The sequence below is a fragment of the Variovorax sp. 10N420 genome (genome assembly GCF_056394705.1).
Map to the genome: position 1 here is coordinate 340035 of NZ_JBFTIJ010000002.1, position 19890 is coordinate 359924.

Here is a 19890-nt window from a genome sequence, read left to right on the forward strand (position 1 = left end):
GATTGCGATCTTTCCTACAGCCTTGCGATTTTCCACCGCCGCGATCGCCGCAGGCGCATCCTCAAATGAAAAAGCGGTTGCACTTCCGGCTGTATCAACTGCTCGTACCAAAGCGCGACAAGCGACGCAATGTTGCGATCATTGCCGACAGGGTTCTCCAATAAAAAGCCGCGCCAGTGCACACCGAGAACCTTGCAACGCTTCAAGAGGACCAGGTTCAGGGGCAAACGTGGAATTCCAGCGGCAAAGCCGACCACCAGATGCCGGCCACCGGCGCGCAGCGAGCGCAGCGCTGCCTCACTGTAGTTGCCACCAACGTCCGCTTCAAAGCAGATTGTCCGCAATTCGGCGGCGTCAGAAATCACTAGAGCGGCGCCCTCGGGCTTCATCCCGCGCCGCCCGCTTCGCCTTGAACAGATCCCGAAGTACCCGGCTGTATGCATTGGCGGCGCCGTCTCCTGTCGTCTCGATGGCGCAAAAGATCGCCTGCGGATACTTCTCGGTCACCAGCGACTGAACGCCGTCCGACACCCCCGAGGACGGCATGCAGCCGAAGGGCTTGACGCTGACCACCATGTGCGCCTTGCGGTGCCGAACGCTCTGGATGAGCTTGCCGACTTCCATGTGGCCTTCGCCGCCGCGCAGATGGTTGTCGTAGTAGGGGTGCGAAAGCGTCGCGATCTCGTCGAAGTCCGACAAATGGGCTTTCTTCAGCCCCAGCAGCGCCGCACAGACACCGAATGCGGCTCGCAATGCAGACTCCGCCGCCATCATCGAGAGCAGCCTGCGCACCGGGCGCTTTCCGGCCAACCCGTGCCGCGCATCGTCATCCGAGGGCAAGGCCATGCGCCGCCGCGTGTCCCACTTCACCTGCCAAAGGTTGTAGAGCAACCAGGCCGTGACCGGCTGCACGTCGACCTCCGCACCCTCGGCTTCGAGAAATCGCTGCAGTCGATAGTTGCCGTCGCCCTCCGTGGTCATGGCCCAGAACTCGCCGATGACCGAGACCTTGGGCTTGACTTGCGAGCGGTCGAGCGCAACCGCGGCAAGCAGGCGGCGGCATTTCCACAGCGCGGCAAGCATGCTGCTTCGATCCCCGAGCGCGTCGTGCAACAAGGCCTTGCAGCGATCCAGCGCGGCATCTGTTGCGCCGGGCACCTGTTCGTAGGGTCGCATGCGGTAGCCCATCGCATTCAGGACGTCGCCGGCAACGACTGCTTGCAGCACCGCCAGGAAGAACCTGCGGTCGAGTTCCAGCCCGTCGCCCTCGCCGCAAGCCTGCTTGAGGCCGCCCTGCTGCTGGAACAGCAGCACGCGAAAGCCCTCGAAACCCGCATCGCGCAAAGCCTTGCGGTATTCGGTGGCGTAAGTGCCAAAGCGGCACGGGCCACATGCACCCGCGGTGAGAAAAACATGGTGCTCGACGATCTCGCGCGTGCTCAAGCCCTGCACATCGCGCAACGCAACCAGGTGCTTGACCAGATTGCCCACGGTGAAATACGTCGGATTGCACTGCCCCCGGTTGCCGAACTCGCGACCGAAGCGCAGTGCTTCGTTGTCTGGCACATCGAGCACTCGAACCCGATAGCCGATGCCTGCGAGCGCGCCCTGAATGAGCAGGTCCTGCGCCTGTGTCAAGCCGCCACACAGCAGCGTGGTGTGCTCGCGTTGGGCGCGCGTGAAGCGTGTCGGTGCGGCATCGCGCCAATGAACCGGCGGCTTTCCGTCCAGCCCGAGCCGGGCGCGCTCTTCGCGTTCGAAGCGGCGCAGTTCTTCCTCGATGTCGGCGGCGCGTGCCGCTTCGTCGCGCAGCCAGACGACGGTGCGGGGCGCCGCGTTTGAAACATTGTTCATGCCAGCCTCCGTGGGTGTTCGGAGTCGGTCGCGGATTGAGGCCGCGACCGGTGGATGGTGATCGGATGCACGTTCGAAGGCGGCGGCGCGCCGCAGGCGCGGTCATGCACCGGCTCGGGCCGTGCGAACACCATCGGCTTTTCTTCGGCCAGGTACGACGCGTAAGCCATGTCGAGGGCGTCGGGCACTTCCGAAACTCCGCCGCCCTGGCGCGCCCTCAGTTCCCGCCGTTTTTCGCCGATTCGCCGCTCGAGTTCGGTGCGCGCCTGGCGCAAGTCCTGCAGCTTCTCCGCATGCCGCTGAAGCGCATGCGCATAGGTCCGCACCCTGATCTTGATCGAGCCGGACGGCTTGTTGGCGTCGATGTCGTGCAGCGCCGCGTAAGGCGTGGCGCTCGCACCGATGATGTTGTCGATCATCCCGTAGGTCGGCGCATCATGGCCGCACTTGAAGCTGGAGAAATCGAGCACGACCAGGTTGGGATGGCGCGCTGCGAACTTTGCGGCCCAGACCTTTTCCGCGCTGTTGGTCGAGTAGGCCTCGGGCCACACGTCGGCGATGCGAAGCGCATCGCCCTCTTCCGCTTCCTCGTCGGCAAAGAAGCGCGCCAGCCATCGTGGATCCTTCGGGATGGAGCGAATCGAAAGCACCGGATAACCAAGCGCCTGGAACTCGTCCAGCACGCCATGGTTCAGGCCCGGATCGTTGTGATAGGGCCGCCCCAGCATCAGGATGCCGACCTTGTTCTCCTCCTCGAGCCGCTCCAGCAGCAGCAAACCGCGCCGTTGCATCTCGCTCTCGAAGGCCTGCATCGCAGCAAGTCCCTGCTCCACCGCGAAGTCGCTCTCGTCGCGCGTGATGCGCAGGCGCGTGCCCCAGGCCTCGAACATCTGCATCTTCATGTAGTGCTGCTCGTTCAAGGTGATCGCCGGATCGACATACGCCACGCCGGCTTGCCCGAAGTAGTCCACCTCTTTCGTGAAGGCGGCGCGCACGACCTTCGGAACCCCCGCCACGATCGGGCACGCGGTCGTGTCGGGCATGCCCCGCACGAAGCTCGGCAGATGGGTGAGGCAGGGGAAGAAGATGAAGTCCAGCGGCCGGGACTTGTGCTTGACCATCAACAGGTCGTGGACGTGTGCCTGCGCCACCTTGGACGGAAAGCACGGGTCGATGGAGCCGTATCGACTGCCCGCTTCCCACAGAGCCTCGCTCGTGAAGTCGGAGAACACGATCTGACGACTGTCGACGCCAAGCGCTTCGAAATACGCGCGAAACAGCGGCGCGGTCGAATACATGTTGAGCACGCGCGGCATGCCAATGCGCAGACGTGCGCGGTGCGCCGCGCTGTCGTCGCACGAGCGCTCGAAGCCTCGCTCGAATGGCCGGCGCGTCATGCCCAGGTAGAAGGACTTCCATGACCTGCGTACGCGCACGTCCTCGACCGGTGTGCCTGCATCAGGCAACGGCTCCGCCTGATGGAATGACTTGAAAGCAAGCTCCGCCTCGTAGTCGACCAGATTGGGAAACTGCGACTTGAGCGACTTGCGCTGCGTGACCAGCGCCTTGAGCGCCTCCTTCGACTCCACCGTGCCGTTCTCGCAAGAGAAGCCGGCGATGTAGCGGCTCTTACTGCCGCTCTGCGTTGCGGCATCGATGAAGGTGCGCTTGCAGGCGTTGGCGCAGAAGTGGCAGACGGTGCTCTCGTCGTTGCGCGTGGTGTACCCGAGCCCGATCGCCGCTTCGAGCCCGACGAACCGACTGGCGCCACGCCGCATGACGACACGCCTCGCCTCCAGGGCCGCGCCGATCGCGCCCGCTTCTCCGCAGTGCGGGTGCACGCGCACCACGGCGCCCGGCACGCGGTCCACGATGTAGTCATGTTGCGCCTTGACAGCCGCGAGGTTGTGTTGCGTGCCGCCCTGGAGCACGAAGACGCGGCCGAGTTGCGCCAGCCTCGGCATCTGCACCACGTACTGCCAGATGTTCTTCGGCAGCACGAGCGCCAGGCCGGCCATGAGTTCTTCCTTGGCGTAGCCCTCTTTCTGGAAGGTCACGCGGTCGGTGTCGAGAAACACCGCGCAGCCGTAGTTGAACTGCGGGCTGAGCCTCGCCTTGAATGCCGTCGCGGCATAGTCTTCCATCGCGACGCCGAACTGGCTCGCCATGGCCTGCAGCAGCATGCCGTTGCCGGCGGAGCATTGGTTGGAAAGCCGGAAGTTGCGGATTTCCCCCTGCGCCATGAAAAGCACCTTGATGTCCTGCCCGCCGACATCGCACACCACGTCCACATCGCCGAAGCTGCGCGTGGCCGACATCATGTGCGCGACTGTCTCGACGATGTTCGCGTCCGCGCCGATGGTTTCTTCCAGGATGTCGGCCGCATAGCCGGTCGCGCCGAGGCCGAGCACTTGCAAGGTGGCGCCCTGCGCCGTGACGAAATCGCGCAGTCGCGCCAGGATCTGCTTCGCATCCGCGATCGGGTTGCCTTGCGAGAGCTGGTAGTGCTTGAACAGAAGCTCGCCGGCCGGATCGAGCAGCACGGCCTTCGACGACGTCGAGCCGCCGTCGATGCCGACATAGGCCTCCACCAGCCGGCCCGGAGAGAACGCCGCTGGCACGAAGGCAGGCACACGAAAGCGGTCGATGAATGCGTCGCGCTCTTCATCGCTCGCCACCAGCGCCGGGCCTTGCGCAAGCATTGCGCGAGCGCCTTTGTCTACCGCAAGGGAGGCACGCAGCGCAGCGCTGCCCAGGTAGCGTCCCGTCTCGGCCGGTTCCTCCAGTCCGTAGACCGCCGCGCCATAGGCGGCGTACAGCGCAGCGTTGTCCGGAACGAAGACGAGTTCCTCGGGACGCGCGTCGCGCACGCATGAATGGTCGCGCGCCCGCCATAGCTCGACGATGCGCTGCCGCCAGCAGGCCTGCAGAAACGGCAGGTAGGTATTCGGCCCGCCGAGCAGGAGCACGCGCGGCTGCAAGGTGTGGCCGCGCGTGAGCACGGACAGGTTCTGCGCCACGATCGCATCCGCGAGCGAGCACATGACCTCTTGCGCCGGAATGCCCGACTTCACGAGGCCCACGATGTCGGTCTCGGCGAACACGCCGCACTTGGCGGCCACGGGATGCAGCTTGTCGGCATTCCACGCGAGCGTCGCGAGCGCCTCGGCTGGCAGGCCCACCTTCATCACGCACTTGTCGATGGTCGCGCCGGTGCCCGAGGCGCACTTGTCGTTCATCGAGGCGATCACGCGCCGGTCGGAAGCCGCCGCACCGGGCGGCGCGGGCTTGTAGATGATGATCTTCGCGTCCTGCCCGCCGAGCTCGATCACGCTGCCGACATCCGGATGCAGCGCATCGACGGCGATGGTCACCGCATTCACCTCCTGCACGAACTTCGCGCCGATGAGCGGGGCCAACGGCGGCGCACCGGAGCCGGTGACGAAGGCGCGCATCGATGAAGGCGGTATGTCGCCGAAGTGCGATTCGATCGCCGACAACTGCACGTCGAGTGCCGCAGCCTGGCGCGTCTCGTGGCGGCGATAGTCGGACCAGAGGACGGCGCGCGTCGCTGCATCGACGACCACGGTCTTGACGGTGGTCGAGCCGATGTCGATGCCCAGGACGCGTTCCGACGCCGCAGATCGTCTTTCCACGTCAGTCCTTCTCGGCTTTGTCGCCTGTCATCCGTCCCCAGGCGATCGCGAGGCGGGCTCTCAGCGGCACCCGGGGCACCACTGCCGGCGCGCACAGCGCCTGTTGTGTCGCGCTCGCGCATGTCGTCGAGGACGGAGAAACCGCCAGCAGGCGCGCGACCTCGCGATTGCCCAGCGTTTGCTGAAGACGCAGGACCGTGCGGGGTGGCAAGGGCCGGCCCCCACTCCCGGCTCTCAACGGGTCATCCATCCAAGCCTCCGTTCAGCGCGACTCGCCGCGCAGGATCAAATGGAACACGCCGCGTCGGCTGTCCAGCAGTTCTCGACGGCGGCTGGTGCCGGCAAAGGCCAGGCGCGCAATCAGCCGCGCGAGCGTACGTGCTTCATCCGCCGTGAGCCGCCTGTCGGCCCGGGACAAGGAAACCAGGAGGGCTTGAGAGTCTTCCAGCGTTTGCGTGGAGAGGCAGATCGCCAACGAGGTGCGCCTGACATCGATGCACCGCGCCGAAGATGGCGCCGCCTGCACGATGTCGGCGATCTCGCCCGCGTGGCCGGCCAGCCCAAGCATGCGGAGAGGAGACCGTCCGATAGCGAGCCAGGCCATCGACAACACAGCAAACACGAGCATGGCGAGATGCCATGGCGACATCGGCAGGCGCCCCTGCCACTCGCCGATCACGACGCCGGAGAGAATGAGCATCGAGGTCCATTGCGCTTCGGAGAGCCTGTGCCAGTAAGGCCGCAGCGCGTCGCCGCGCAGTTCCTCCAGCCAGATGCGCAGGGTCGAGTACGTGGCGACATACCACGACAGTGCCGTCCCGGGCGCCCAGCCTTGCAGCACGAGCAGCGTGCCGCCGCAGACGATGGCCAGCACCAGCAGCGATTCGAGGGCCTGCACCGGAAACAGACGGACACCGACATAACGATGCGGAAAGCCTTCGTCGGCATGGGCCTCGCTGTAGGCGACGCCGAACGCATGCGGCTTGCCGTGGCAGCATCCCACCATCAGGCAGCCCTGGCGCCCGCACGCCAGGAACACGCCCAGGCCGAGTGCCGTGAGGTCAAGGTACGGCAACACCGGCAGCCCACGGGTACGGAGGACCAAGGCGCAGCACGCGAGGATCGCTATCTCGTGGTGGTAGTAGACGAGCGACTCCCTCCCGGTGAGCACCTTGGTCGCCATCGCCAGCGTGAGGAACACGATCGCCGCCACGCCAAGCAGGCCGCACAGCACGGTACGCGACAGACCCGTCTGCCCCGCCAGCCACATCGCCAGCGAGGCGCCGAGCACGAGACCCGTCATCCCGCACACCTGAAAGCTGCTCCAGTCGCGGCCCAGCAGCCGCATGCGCGGTCGCGGCCAGCCGGACGGTGGACGGCGGTTCACCGGGCCCCCTTCAGCAATTCAAGCACCTGGGGATCGGGCTCGGTCGCGCGGTGTCGTCGCAGTGCGTCGATCGCGAGCGGCGTGCCGGCACGAAGCAGGCCGCGCACCGCGCTTGCGCGTGACGCCGCCACAGGACTTGCAAGCAGGCCCATGATCGCCGACTGCGCGGTCGCTGCGCCACTGCCCTGCCCGGCCACCCGATCGCCCAGCAGCACGGCGGCGTGATTCACGAAATCCGCGTTGCCGCAATCCAGCACCTCGACCAGCGCGGAGATCGCCTCCTCCGTGTCGATGGCGGCCACGGCTTCCATCGCGCCCGGGAGCACGACCGGATCGCGTTGGGCCAATGCCTCGCGAAAGGCGCCCAGCACTCCCGACAGCGTCGAAGGCAAGGCAAGCTCCCGCAACAACAGCAGAATGCGCCAGCGGCCGGTCGGCCCCAGGGTGCGATCGCCCAGCCCCCGCAGCAGCAACGGTGCAGCCGCAGGCCCCTGCGCCCGGAACCACCGGAACGCATCCTCGTAGATCGACGCGGCATCGCTCGCAAGACGATCGAGTTGCGCGTCACCCTGTTCGGCGGTCATAGGCTGATCCCCATGATTTCCTTGACCTTCAGCACGAAGAAGTCCTTGTCGCGCTGGAGGATCTCGTCGTTGGCATCGACGCGTCGCTTCAGCTCCTTGAGCACGGCCCTCGCGACATCGGGGTGCAGTACGTCCTTCATGACTTTCAGCCTCTTCACGATGTTGTCATCCGGATGGATCCCGCCGGACGGAAGCTCCTTGCCGCCGCCTGGCGGTACACGGTATCGGCGCTGCCAGAGCGACGCGTAAATTTCGGTTTCGGGGTATTTGTAGGCTTCGAAGAACTTCTGCGGGTCGCCGATCACTCGCTTGCGCTCGTCGGCGGACAGCGGCGAAAGTGCAGCGTCCATGATTTCGCTCGAATAGGTCGTGCCGTATTGCAGGTGCCCCGCCATCTCATGGGCCAGGTTTTCCCATACGTTCTTCGGGTCCTGCTCGGCGATCTGAACCCACGACATGCCCACCGTCAACGTGTTGCCGTTCTGCGAGGCATAGAAGCCGCCCTTGAGCGCCGCCGCCGGATCGAAGTTGAACGTGACGCCCTTTGCAACTTTTTCAAGCTCGGTGCCCTTCACGCTCGCCACCACGCTGGCCCATGCGGCAGCGGCACGCTTCTTCCATGCCGGCTGGTCGGCGGTGTCCCAGGACGTGGTCGGACTCGCCTTGAGGCTGTGTTCATCCACGTCCTTCTTGACGACGTCCTCGAGTTCCACCTTCGGCGCCTTGGCCGGCGGTGGCAAGCCATTCTTCTTCGCTTCGTCCTCCGCTTCCTTCTTGAGGCGAGCCTCCTCGGCCTTGCGCTTGTCCTCCATGTAGCCGCCCTGGAGCTTGCCCAGGCGCTCGATCTCCTTTTGTCGTTCGCTCTTGCCGCACCGACTCAGGCGCAGTCCGGTCCGGATGCGCGGCACGGCGTTCCTGCGCACATCGCCCGTGGACGTGCGCGTCCGGTCCCAGAGCGACTCGACCGCTGCGGCGGCCGAGCGATCGGCGTCCGCTTCAAGCCTGCCCGCGCCGTCGTTCGATTTCGTCATCGGGCTCGATGCCGTGCTGCTTCCTTGCTGGACCACATGGGCCAGTTCGTGCGCGATCAGGGCGTCCCCCGCGACCGTGCCGGGCCGAAATTCCCCGGCACCGAAGGCGACATGGCGGCCGACCGTGAACGCGTGCGCATTCAGTTGGTCCGACAACCGCGCGCCCTTTTCGTCCGCATGCAGCCGCACATCCGCGAAGCTCGTGCCGAACACCGGCTCCATGCGGCCGCGCACGTCTGCCGGCAACTGCCGTCCTTCGCCCAGTTCCTCGTGGATCGAGCCGGGCGGCTTCGCCGCACGCGGCCCGCCAGGACGTGCCTTGAAGAACATGCCGCCGAAGGCATCGAGCATCTCGCCGCCGGGCATGACGCCCGCGGGCAGGTCCTGCGGAATGCCGACGACCTGCCCGGTGCGGGCAAAGGTCACCGCGCTTCGATGCACTCTTGCGGCAACGATACCGATGTAAGCGTCGGCGCTTGCCGCGTTGCGTGCCTCGGGGGCATAGCGGCGAAGCGAGACCTCGATTTGCGACGCGTTGCGCTCCGCGTAGTAGTCGAGCCAGTGGTCGATCCACGGACAGCCCTGCGAATCCCGGCCAGTGCCGCTCAGACCCTCGTCGACGGCGCTGCAAACGGACTCGCGCAGGCGGGCCAGGAATTCGCTCTTTCGCATCTGTCCGCGCGCGACGGTCGCATCGTCCTCTGCCAGCAGGTGCGAAGCCTGGTCGGCGGCCGGCTGCTGCCCCTTTTCCTGCCCTTTTTCTTGCGACAGGTCCTGCACAGCGGCAGGGGGTGGCGCGGGTGCCTTTGCGGGCGGTGGCTCGTCCTTGGGCGCGCGCCTGATCGTCGGCACACCGGCCCCGGAAGCTGCCGACCATCCCGTCTCGGGCAAGCCGTGGAAGTCACTGCGCCCCACCGCATCGGCGATACGGTGTGCTTGCACTTCGGCCGCATCGTCGAAGCGTCCCACGGGCTCGACGAAGCTGCGCTGTGGCAGGCCGCGCGCCGCCGTCGAACGGTTCGCGGCCTTCGAATCGGCGGGTGCTCTCTTCGTGGCCATTGCCTACCTCCTTCGCCCGCCCGGCTGGGCAGGTCGTCGCCCGCCGCCGGCCAGCGCATCCGCCAGGGCCTGGTTCGCGGCCTTCAGCGTCGGGCCGCTGTGCTTGTGCAGCGGCGCATCCTTCTTTTCCCAGGCCACGGCATTCGGTCCGATACCGTCGTTCTCGGTCATCACGATCAGGTGGTTCGATACCCAGAAGTGCTTTCCCTGCCGCGTCAGGTGGGCCAGGGCGTGGCCTTCATCGATCTTGTTCGCGGCAATGTCCGTGTCGGTCGCGCGCACGGCCACCACGAACTCCCTGAGCGAAGCGCCAGCTTCCACCATCAGGTGTGCGCCGAGCAGCGCGTAGCCCGTACAGACCAGTCTTCGCACACCAAACACCGAGAGCTGGGTCTTGTAGAGCTCCGACACATCGACCACGTCCATGTCGGCGAGCGTTGCCACCTGTCCATGGAAGAAGAAGGCACTTGCATAGTCCGTGTAGGCCGCGAACACTTCGTCATTCTTCTTGCCTTTGAGTGACTTGAAATAGTCCTCTGCGTTGCCTTGTGTCGGTATGGGCTTGGCAGCGACCTTGGCCTGCGCCATCTTTGCGCGCACCGCGAGTTGCTTCTCGAGCAGGTCCGCGTAGAGCAGGAACGCATCGAAGCCCTGCACCACCTTGCCTTCGCCGAAGACGACGCCGAAGTCGTGCTGCAGGTTGTGCGCTTCGCTCGTGAAGGTCTTGATCTCTTCCTCGCTCGGCGCCTTTCCGCGCGCGGGCGCATTGAGCGCGAGAAAGCTGCGCAGCACGAAGATCACGTGCTCCATGGCCTTGGGCGTCTCGGTGTCGCGCGACTGGATTTCCGTGATCTGCTTGCCGATCGACTTGACGCGCTTCTCGACCTCGTCCTTCGCGTCCGCAATGGTGCCGGGATTGGACTGGGCCCCTGCGAGCGCCGTGGCGATGGCGTCGGAGTCCTTCTTGATGTCCTTCACGTCCACGAAGGCGCTGGCCTTCACGACCAGCTCGTCGAGTTCATTCGATGCGGTGATCGCCAGGTTCAGTGCGTGCTTGCTCGCCAATGCGTCGTCCTGCGGTCCGTACCCGGTCTTCGGGTTGTTGGCGACCTTAGTCTGGTCGAGCACGTCCTTGAGCTTGGGCCGCAACGGGTCCAGGGCCTTTGCCCCGGAGAGCGCACTGGCCTTCGTCAACAGCTGGATGGCCGTCGCGACGTTGGTGGCTTGTTCGTTGTCGAGCTTGCTCACTCCCTTGATGTCAGGGACCTTCTGCACCTTTTGCTGCAACGAGACCCACTTGTCGACGTCGCGCAGCCGCTCGCTGGCACCGGCAATCGAATCCTGGCGCTCTTGCGCCGGTGACAGCTTGACCTTCACTTGCGGACCTGCCGCGGCCTTTTGGCCGCCGCCACAGCGCTGCAGGCTGAGCCCCGAGCGCATGCGCGGCCTGGCCTGGCTGCGCAACTCGGAGAACGATCCCGCGCCCCAAAGCGCCGCCGCCGCACCAGCCGCCGAGCGGTCCGCGTCCTGCTCCAGCGCTTCGGTCGAGGCAGCCGCTCCACGCGCATCGGCGCGCCCATCGAGCGCCGTCGCCGCATGCCCCTGCTGCACCACATGCGCCAGCTCATGCGCAATGAGTGCATCGCCTGCCAGCGTGCCCGGCTGGAACTCGCCGGCCCCAAAGGCCACGTGCGGGCCCACCGCGAAGGCACGCGCATTGAGCCGGTTCGACATTCGCGCGGCCGCGCCATCCGTATGCATCCGCACGGCGGCGAAGCTGGTGCCGAACGCGCCTTCCATGCGCGAGCGCAAGCCGCTGCCAAGCGACTCTCCGCGCCCGAGTTCCTCGCGCACGGAGACCGGGTCGGCGGCCTGTGCGCCACCCGAGCGCGCCTTGAAGAACATCGCGCCGACACCCGCGAGCAGGCCGCCAGCAGCGCCTCCGGCCGGCGCTTCCTCGGGCAGCCCGGTGACTTCTCCCGTATTCGCCCATCGCCGTGCGCTGACGCTGACGCGGGCGGAGACGACCCGGATGTATTGCGAGGCGCTCGATGCGCCGGCTGCCTCGGGTGCATAGCGCAGCAGCGCGCGCTCGATGTCAGCGGCGCCGCGTGCTTCGTAGTAGCCGAGCCAGTGGTCGATCCACGGACAACCCTGCGAGTCGCGTCCGGTGCCGGCCAGCGCCGCGTCGACGGAGGCGCAGATGCCGGCGCGCAAGGCCTTCATGAATTCGCTCTTGCGCATTTGTCCCCGCGTGACCTCGGCATCGTCCGCCACCAGCAGCACAGGTGCCGCATCGGTCACGGCGGCTGCGGGCTGGGGTGCACGCGCAGGCGCGGCCGGTTCCGGCGCGGCAATCGGCGCTTGTTCCGCGACCGCCTTCGGTGCGCGACGGATCGGCGCGCCCTGGCCGTCGGGCCCACTGGCCGCGGACCATCCTCCCTGCCTCGGCGGATGCCAGCGCCCGCCGTGCAGAACTGCGTCCGCGATTCGATCGGCCTCCTGCTCGAATGCATCGTTGGCAGGACCGACGGCCTCGCTGAATTGCGACACGCGAGCGCCCGGCACGCCGCCCAACGCACCGCGCTGCGGGCTTGCTGCCTGGACTGCGGTTCTATGGGACTGGCTCATCGTGGCGCATTTCTCTCCGCCGTATCGCCTGGGCTTCAGCCGGGAGGACGACCGGGCGTGTTGTTCGTTCCCGGCACCGGCGCGGGTGCCGGTGCCGGCACTGGCGCAGGCGTTGGCGCAGGCGCCTGCACCACCGGATCCGAGCACTGCCACCAGTATGGTGCGAGCGTGCGCACCATGCGGCGGCACCCGCAGTTGTCGATCGAGACTACTCTGCCCTGGCCGTCGACCGTCGCGATCGCGAGCACCACCCACGGCTCGGTCGGACACGGCGGACATTCCGGGATGGTCGTCGGCTTCGCGAATTGGTCGAGGCTCGGCGGCTGGGCGTGCGAGTCGGGGCAGGCATCGAGCACGCATATTTCATAGCCGTCCTGCCAGCGCGAAAACTCGCAGCTCGTGTCGTCGCAGCCGCAACCCACTGGCGCCACGCGAACCGGCCGTGCAGGCACTTCCTTGTAGCGAAGCGCAATGTAGAGCGGCGCGTTCCCGGTGCGACCCGTGTCGACGATGCGATCGGGGCACAGGGGATCGATCACGACGTCGTCGCAGGCGTCTGCGCCACCGGACGTGCAGCGCGTGCGAAGGTCGAAGCAGACGTCCTGCTCGATCACGATCTCGTCGCCATGCGGACCCAGGATGTAGCCGGGATGCACGATCACCATCCACGGCTTGCTGCTTATCTCGACCTTCGCGCCGCACACCACGCCCCAGCCGTGCAGATAGCGATTCATGCGGCGCAGCTTGTTGCGGAAGTATTCCTGGCCGAGCGTGAGGTCGTCGGGCGTGACCAGTTGGCGTGGAAAGAAACGCGGCCGCTCGATGCTTCCACGGCCGGTGATGCCGCCCGCCGATGAGGTGGACGTGCATCCGCACCCGCCTCCGCACCCTCCGCCGCATCCGCAGCCGCCGATCGACTTGGTTGCCGTCATGGTGGACATGTTGCTTCCTTTCAGTTCTTGCCGGAGCGGCGGTTGGGAGCGTCGTGGCTGAGCGCCAGCACCAGTTCCCAGAGCAGATCGAGGCTGTAGACGATCGGCCGCACCGAGATGTCGATGTCCGAGGGCTCCAGCGTCTTGTCCGTCGCGGGAAGATGAATGTTGGCGAGCGTGATGCAGCCCGGCCCGCTGTCGCAATCGCAGGGCGCGCTGACCCATTCGACCAGCGCGCGGTAGTTGATGTTGTTGCCCTTGACGAGCCCCTGGATGACGGAATCGAGCGGGATGTCGGGCGCCTTGCCCGGTTGCAGCGACAACGAGTAGCCCTCGCGGATCGCGCCCGGTGAACAGCGCGAGGTGGTGTCGCAGCCGCCTGACATCACGGGTTCGGGGTCGGCCTTGCATTCCTCGTAGCAGATGACGAGGTGCACCCAGTCATCGTCGCAATGGTCCTCGTTGCCGTAGTTGCTGCCACCGTTGTTGCCGGATGGCGCGCCTTCGGGTGCTGCGCGCGCAGGAATCGCGAGCGGCTTGCTGCGCGCCGGCATGACGATCTCGCGCCCTTGCCTGTCGAGCGCGAGCCCGGGCAGCACGACCACGCTGTGCTCGTCGTCGCCCACCTGCACGTCGAGCCCGCACACGACGCCGAAGCCGTCGACCAGCCGGTTGCGCATCCATTGCTTGCGCTTGAAGTAGGCCTGCTCGGATTCGAAATGACGAACGTCGAGCAGTTGACCGTAGAAGTAGCGCGGGCGAGAAAAGCTTCTCAGCGCATCGCATTCGACCGAATCGTCTTGCATGTCGTTTCTCCTGGTGTCCATCAAAGTTGTGCGCCTTCGCCCACGCGGCTGTCCATGCCGAGCCGCGCGCGCGGCTGCCCGCCCAGTACCAGGGCGCCATCGCCCAGCAGGCCCGGCTCGGCCGGACCGCCACCGAGCAGGGTGTCGATGCCCAGGCAGGCCTGGTAGCCCACGCGCAGGCCCGACTCGATCACGCACAGGTCGTAGAGCGTGTGCGCCGGCTTCTCGCGTTCGACGATGGCGCGCACCTCTTCGAGCTTGCCGGCGCAATGCAGGTCGCCCGGATAGAGCCGCACAAGGAAGCGGTAGGCGGCCGCCTCGAAGAGCGGCGTTCCGAAGTCGTCCTGCGTGATGAGTTGCGAGCGGTCGAACGTGGCCGTGGTGCCGACCACCGCGCCCTGCGGCTCGGCGTCTGCGAGCACGGTGTTGAAGCCGAGGATGGAGTCGCCTCCGTCCGTCCAGGTGCCGGCCTCGCCGGGTTTGCACGACGTGGACGGCGCGGGCAATCCCCACCAGGCCATGGCCTGTAGCGGCTCGTCGATCAGCGCGCGCACGCCCGCCTCTTCGCGCAGGGTCTCGCGCAGCCCCGCGACCGTGCCGCGCCTGGCGTAGCGTGCAAAGGCACTTGCGATGGATTCGCGCTGTGTCTTTTCCGCCTGCACTTCGGGCAGCGGCAGCGCGAGGAAGCCGGCCAGCCAGGGCAGCGCATCGGGCGGTGCCGCGGCCGGGTCGAGTAGCGCCGGCAGCCCGTCGACCTTTGCTTCGAGCTCGTCAAAGAAGCTCTCGAAGAGGCTCAGATAGCGCTGCAGGAAATTCCCGCATTCGCGGGACTCGCGGTAGATCGCAGGCAGCGCCAGAAGGTAGCTCGTCTGGTCGAAGTCGACCCTCGCCTGCGACAGCACCGGCGTCGAATGCAGTTCGTTGGCGAAGCGCGCGCCCAGCCAGAGCGCCTCCTGCTTCGAATTGCCGATGAGATCGATGAAGAAGTCGGTCACATCGCTGCCGACTGCGCGCCACGGTGCGCCGAAGATGCCTTCCGGCGATGGCGGCGGAGGTGGCGTTCCGCGAGCGCCGGTGAAGGCGAAGAACTGCACATGGCTGCCGTCAGGGAGGTCGATGTCGGCATGCAGACGGTTCCAGTCATGCGTGAGCGTGTCGAAGTAGATGGCATCGCTCCAGAGCCAGCCTTCGGTCGCATGGCTGGCGTCGAGTCGCAACCGGAAGTGCGCGACGCAGCCGCCGGGCGACACCAGCAGTCCGCCCGCGCCGTCAGACGCAAGGGCTGCCACCGGCCCGTCGTAGTCGGCCGCGTCGCCCACGTACCGGTACTTGCCGGCCTGGTCGCGTTGCCACACGGCAATGCGCCGACGGTTCGGGTCGCCCAGGTAGATCGCGCCGTCGATCACGGTGAAGACGCTCGCCGCCGCGATGCCGGTGACCACGACCTCCACCAGGGCGTCCTGCGAGAAGACGCACAGCTCGTGCGTGGACCCGTCGAGCACGTACACCCACTTCCTTTCGCAGGCGACCGCGCAAGGGTCGCCCGCATGGCCGCTCGCTGCGACCATGTCGCCGAAGGCAGGCTGCTTGTCGGCCGAAGTGCTGAACAGGTCGACGCGTTTCGCTCCGGTATCGACCACGTACAGGCGGCCTTCCTCGTCCAGCGCCAACGAAAGAGGCGTCACGAATCCATCCAGCACTTCCGACAGTGCCATCGAGTCCAGGTCGAATATCTGCACGCGGCCATTGCCGGCGTCCGCCACATACAGCGCATGCCGCTTCGGCGCGATCGCCAGGCCCGAGGGACGGTCGAACTGCGCGTCGCCAGATCCGTGGCCGCCGATGCAGGGCGCGGGGTCGACTTCTCCGAAGCAGCCATCGAGACGGCAGATGTCGTCGTTCGCCGGATCGCTGATGTAGACCGAGCCGTCCGCGTCGACCGCGAGGCCTGCGGCCGGTGGCTGCGTGTTCGATGCTTGCGGCATCGCCGGTGGTACGCCGTCGAAGGCGGGCAGTCCCGGGAGGCGCAACGCACCGTCCTCGCCGAGCGTGAGTCCTTGCCAGTGAAAGCGCGGCCAGAGGCCGTCGTCGTTCAGGTGGCGGAAAGGGTGGGTGTCCTGGTCCATGGCATTCATCCCTCGACGCCGATCCAGTCGATGGTCCACAAGTCACTGGCCTGCTTGGCCAACTGCGCTTCGAAATCGGAGGCATTCGTCGGGTCCGGGTCGTCCGCGGATGGCGGCAAGGTCGAAAGCAGCGCATCCGGGACCAGCAGCGAAAAGCGGAAGCCCGACTTGTCCGCAGCCAGCAGCATCACGAAGCCATCGACCAGCCGCATCACCTTCTTGCCCTTCACATCGAACGTGAACTCGCGGCTGCCCATCACTTGCGCCGAATAGCAGGGTGCGGTGCGGAAGGCGGCCTCCGTGGTGTCGACGGCAGCGACGAGCTGCACCCCGAAGCCCGAGGCGCCGCCGCCCGACACCGTCCAGTCGAGCTTGTCGGTGGCCCCGCTGGCGACATAGGGCTGGGCCGCAGGCCGCGCGTTGCGGCGCTGGGCCAGCGAAAGCGGCTGCTCCAGCTTGCAGTTGAGCACCTGGGCGCGGGCGAGCCGCAGTTGCGTGCCGTCTTGCACCGCGTCGCGCAGTATCGGGTCCTTGGGCAATCGATCCGGCGCCGGCCCCAGGCGAACCCAGCAGAACACCGGTGTCTCGCGCAGGCGAATCGCCCCGGTCGGCGCGCCGCAGACGCCTTCGCGCGTCTCCGCCACGTTGAGCGCGCGTTCGTCCGGGTACGACACGGTCAGGTCGAAGAACACCGGCGCGCCGAATTCGTCGCCCGCAACCGGCGGCACGGCCAGCTCGATGGCATCGGTCAGCACGATCTCCCGCCCGGCCGAATCGATCGCATAGCCGGGTTGGATCGACACCTCTCGATCCCCCTTGGCGCCGCTGACCGCGTAGCCGGCGCCGATGCCCGGCTGGTGCAGGCTCTGGTTGTGCAGCCAGCGCATCTGGCGATTGAATTCCTCCACGCCCTGCAGATCCGAGGCGAACAGGCGCTGGCCGTTGAAGAAGGTGCTGCGCTCGACGAAGCGGGTGTCACCGATGATGGATAGGGTCATGAGTCCTCCGGGGAAGTCGCCGGCGCAGCGGACGCGCAAACGTCGTAGGGCGCCTGCGCCGGACAGCCGCGAGCGGGGGAAAACTCCTCCTGGCAGCCGATCCAGCGCACCACGAGTTGCTGCTTCTGCGCGAAGGTGGCAAACGCGCGCGGAAAGTCGGTGTTGAAGCGTGTGATCAGGGAGAGCGTCTCGGGACGGAAGCGGTAGGGTTCCGTGCCCTGGATGAAGAAGATCAAGTGGGCGCCCGCAGGGTCCAGGATGAGCGGCAACACGCTGCGCGACTGGAACTGGCCGGTGAGCAGGTCGAGGCCATAGGCGGTCGCGGGCGAGCGACCATCGAGCCCCTCGAGCGTCTCCATGCGCACCAGCGGCTGCCAGAGTGACGGGAAAGACAACTGCACGGGCGAGGGCAGGCTCACCGCGGCGGGGCCGACGATGCCGCCGTCGATCCAGCCCTGGTCCACGATGCCGTCGCCGTGCTCCAGTCCCGGCAGCAACGTCAACAGGTTGCCTTCGATCTTCTCGACATAGCCCGGGTTGGAAGCGTCGGCATGGTGCGTGAACACCCCGACCACGTCGCCTTCCCGGAAGGCCACGGTGCCGTCGACCTCGACGTGCGTCGCGTCGGCCGGGTCCACGGTCTTGACGCCCGCGAGATCGCGCCAGTGCACCGTCGCCAGCCTGTCGCCGGGCGCGAGCGCTCCAGGCGATTCGGACAGCACGACCTGCGTGCCACTGATGCTCACGACCTGCACGACCGCACCCTCGTCGACCGACGCATCGCCGGAGGGCACGCGCATCACGCAATCGCCGGCGTTCAAGGCACCGGCCTCGGCAATGGCGACATTGGCCGGGTCCGTGTCCTGCGAAACGACGGTCGCGATGCGCGGAAAGCGGCCGACCGCAAGGGTGTCGAGCCGTGCCGCGCCGACGAGCGACCCGTCCAGCGTGAGGACCTTGTCGGCGACGCTCGCAACCGGCACTGCCGTTGCGAACTCGTCCGCTGCACGCAGCGCCACGAAGTCGCCTGGCAGCGCCGCCTTTGCGCGACCCACGGTCACCTTGTTCGGAATCTTCGAATCGAAGACATCGACCGTGGTTGCTGTCTGCCAGTTCACGCCGACGATCACGGAGCCCGCCTTGACCGCGAGCGCCGTGCTCAGCTCCAGTTGCTTCTTGCCCTTGTTCACCTGCTCCACGACCGCGACGTGCGCCGGATCGTCCGACGCGGCCACGAAATCGCCGACATCGAAAGGTCCGACGCTGTCGACCCCGACAGTGCTGCGGTTCTTGGGCTGCAGACTCTGGATCGTGATGCCGGCGGCCAGCGGCGCGACGCGCGCGAGGCCCGCGATCTCGGCGGCGCTCGGCACCGGCTGCACTTCGATGATGGCCCCGCCATGGCTGGTGACCTTCGGCGTGCTCGCGAGCGGAAGCGGGAGCTTGTCGCCATCCAGCAGCACGAGGGACATGCCGAGTTCGACACCGTGCGTCGCGGGCTTGAGCTCCAGCACGAGACTGGCGCCGTCGGCCGATGTCGAGACGGTCTTCACATCGGCGGCACCGGTCATGCGGGCGACCATCAGTGGGTCTGTGGCCTTCCAGCCGGCGAAGGGCTTGCCGATGGTGAGCTTGCCTTGCGACACGCGATCCACGACGGCCAGCGCACTGTCGGCGGTGCGTTGCAGCACGTCGCCCTTCTTCACCGGCAGCGTGGCCGTGAAGGCCGCCAGCACGGCGGGGTCCTCGGGCAGCACTTCGAGCACGGAGGCCATGCGCGGCAGATTGGCCACTGCGAGCATCGTGACGCCCGCTTCCACCGGCAGCGTCGCGGCGAGCGTGAGCTTGTTGCCGGCGAAAGTGTCGATGCGAACGACGGAGCCTGCCCGCGGCCGCAACTGCGCGACCACGTCACCGACCTTGAACGTGGCCTGCGGGTCCACTTCCACCAGCAGTCGATCTCCGACGCCGCGGGCGATAGAAGCGACCCTTCCCGTACCGAACCATGCGCTGTTGCGACGCCGCGCGATTTCGGTCATCAGCAGCCGGAAGGTGAAGCCGTCCGCCGCCGGATCGGCCAGGCTCGGAAAGAAGGCCGGCGCGAATTCGGCAGTGGCCAGATCCCAGTCCTGCGCCTGCAGGTTGGCAACGTAGCGCGGCGTCTGCGTGAAGCCGCTCGCCGAGGTGTCGATGTGCGTCTGCACCCCGACCACCTGGCTCAGGATGCCGCCCTTGCCGTCCGGCCGCTCGACCACCCAGGGTTCCCAGGGCGTGTCGCCTTTGACAGTCTCGCCGCGCGCAAGTCGTGGGCGGGCGATCGGCCTGGCCTGCGTCGGCACGAATTTGTCGTCGAGCACGCCGTCGCCGAAGATCGCCAGCATCACACCGTTGGCGGGGGCGAAGGATGAACGCGGAGCCCAGGCCAGTTCGACATCCTGCTCCAGCAGATGCGTGTCGGCGGGTGGAAATCCAGCGTCGAAGGGCACGCAGCATGTGGACGCGCGCGACGGGGCGGCGTTCTTCATGCGAAGTACCAGCCAACTCGGCCCCGTGGGCACGGCGATGCGGCGCGCACGCTGCAGGATCAGCTCGCGTCCGCGCGCGTCGTAGGCCAAGCCGCAAGCGACCTCGACCGTCTGGCGGTCGCTGTCGAAGAACTTGACGGCGAGACCGAAGGCCACCCCGCCGGTGGAATGCAGCGCGCGGTTGTGCAACTGGCGGCGCAGCGCATCGAAGCGCTCCTGGTCGCGTGCGTCGACGCTGCGCAAGGTCTGGCCCTGCCAATAGCGCAGCCTTTCCAGATCGCGGCGGTAGGGAGTCGACATG

13 protein-coding genes are annotated in these 19890 nt (G+C 66.9%); all 13 read right to left on the reverse strand.

Annotated features, from left to right (window positions below; genetic code table 11):
* Nucleotides 1–14: 14 nt before the first annotated feature.
* Genes AC1DEK_RS06050 through AC1DEK_RS06110 form a run of 13 tightly spaced genes read right to left on the reverse strand, consistent with a single transcriptional unit; the run spans nucleotide 15 to nucleotide 19889 of the window.
* Entirely contained in the window at nucleotides 15–365 is a 351-nt protein-coding gene (locus AC1DEK_RS06050) for a hypothetical protein (RefSeq protein ID WP_478124308.1), read from the reverse strand.
* On the reverse strand, nucleotides 355–1854 hold the full coding sequence (locus AC1DEK_RS06055; protein ID WP_478124309.1) for a hypothetical protein: 1500 nt from the start codon (nucleotides 1852–1854) through the stop codon (nucleotides 355–357). The genes AC1DEK_RS06050 and AC1DEK_RS06055 overlap by 11 nt, the downstream gene beginning before the upstream one ends.
* Nucleotides 1851–5510: a BadF/BadG/BcrA/BcrD ATPase family protein gene (locus AC1DEK_RS06060; protein ID WP_478124310.1), complete on the reverse strand. Its 3660-nt coding sequence runs from the start codon at nucleotides 5508–5510 to the stop codon at nucleotides 1851–1853. Before AC1DEK_RS06060 ends, AC1DEK_RS06055 begins: the two co-directional genes overlap by 4 nt.
* Before the next feature lies 1 nt (nucleotide 5511).
* Complete coding sequence (locus AC1DEK_RS06065) at nucleotides 5512–5760, reverse strand: hypothetical protein (protein WP_478124311.1); 249 nt, start codon at nucleotides 5758–5760, stop codon at nucleotides 5512–5514.
* A gap of 12 nt (nucleotides 5761–5772) precedes the next feature.
* On the reverse strand, nucleotides 5773–6897 hold the full coding sequence (locus AC1DEK_RS06070) for a prolipoprotein diacylglyceryl transferase family protein (protein WP_478124312.1): 1125 nt from the start codon (nucleotides 6895–6897) through the stop codon (nucleotides 5773–5775).
* Entirely contained in the window at nucleotides 6894–7481 is a 588-nt protein-coding gene (locus AC1DEK_RS06075; RefSeq protein WP_478124313.1) for a HEAT repeat domain-containing protein, read from the reverse strand. The genes AC1DEK_RS06070 and AC1DEK_RS06075 overlap by 4 nt, the downstream gene beginning before the upstream one ends.
* Nucleotides 7478–9571: an eCIS core domain-containing protein gene (locus AC1DEK_RS06080; RefSeq protein WP_478124314.1), complete on the reverse strand. Its 2094-nt coding sequence runs from the start codon at nucleotides 9569–9571 to the stop codon at nucleotides 7478–7480. The genes AC1DEK_RS06075 and AC1DEK_RS06080 overlap by 4 nt, the downstream gene beginning before the upstream one ends.
* Before the next feature lie 3 nt (nucleotides 9572–9574).
* Nucleotides 9575–12202 carry an eCIS core domain-containing protein gene (locus AC1DEK_RS06085; RefSeq protein ID WP_478124315.1) on the reverse strand — a complete coding sequence of 876 codons (2628 nt, stop codon included), beginning with the start codon at nucleotides 12200–12202 and terminating at the stop codon, nucleotides 9575–9577.
* Between the two features lie 35 nt (nucleotides 12203–12237).
* The gene (locus AC1DEK_RS06090) at nucleotides 12238–13143 is read right to left on the reverse strand and encodes a hypothetical protein (protein ID WP_478124316.1); all 906 of its coding nucleotides are present in this window, start codon (nucleotides 13141–13143) and stop codon (nucleotides 12238–12240) included.
* A gap of 11 nt (nucleotides 13144–13154) precedes the next feature.
* Entirely contained in the window at nucleotides 13155–13940 is a 786-nt protein-coding gene (locus AC1DEK_RS06095; protein ID WP_478124317.1) for a hypothetical protein, read from the reverse strand.
* A gap of 20 nt (nucleotides 13941–13960) precedes the next feature.
* On the reverse strand, nucleotides 13961–16066 hold the full coding sequence (locus AC1DEK_RS06100; protein ID WP_478124318.1) for a phage tail protein: 2106 nt from the start codon (nucleotides 16064–16066) through the stop codon (nucleotides 13961–13963).
* Nucleotides 16067–16071: 5 nt separating this feature from the next.
* A complete protein-coding gene (locus AC1DEK_RS06105; RefSeq protein ID WP_478124319.1) occupies nucleotides 16072–17064 on the reverse strand; it encodes a hypothetical protein in 993 nt (330 codons plus the stop codon).
* Complete coding sequence (locus AC1DEK_RS06110) at nucleotides 17061–19889, reverse strand: hypothetical protein (RefSeq protein ID WP_478124320.1); 2829 nt, start codon at nucleotides 19887–19889, stop codon at nucleotides 17061–17063. Before AC1DEK_RS06110 ends, AC1DEK_RS06105 begins: the two co-directional genes overlap by 4 nt.
* Nucleotide 19890 lies beyond the last annotated feature (1 nt).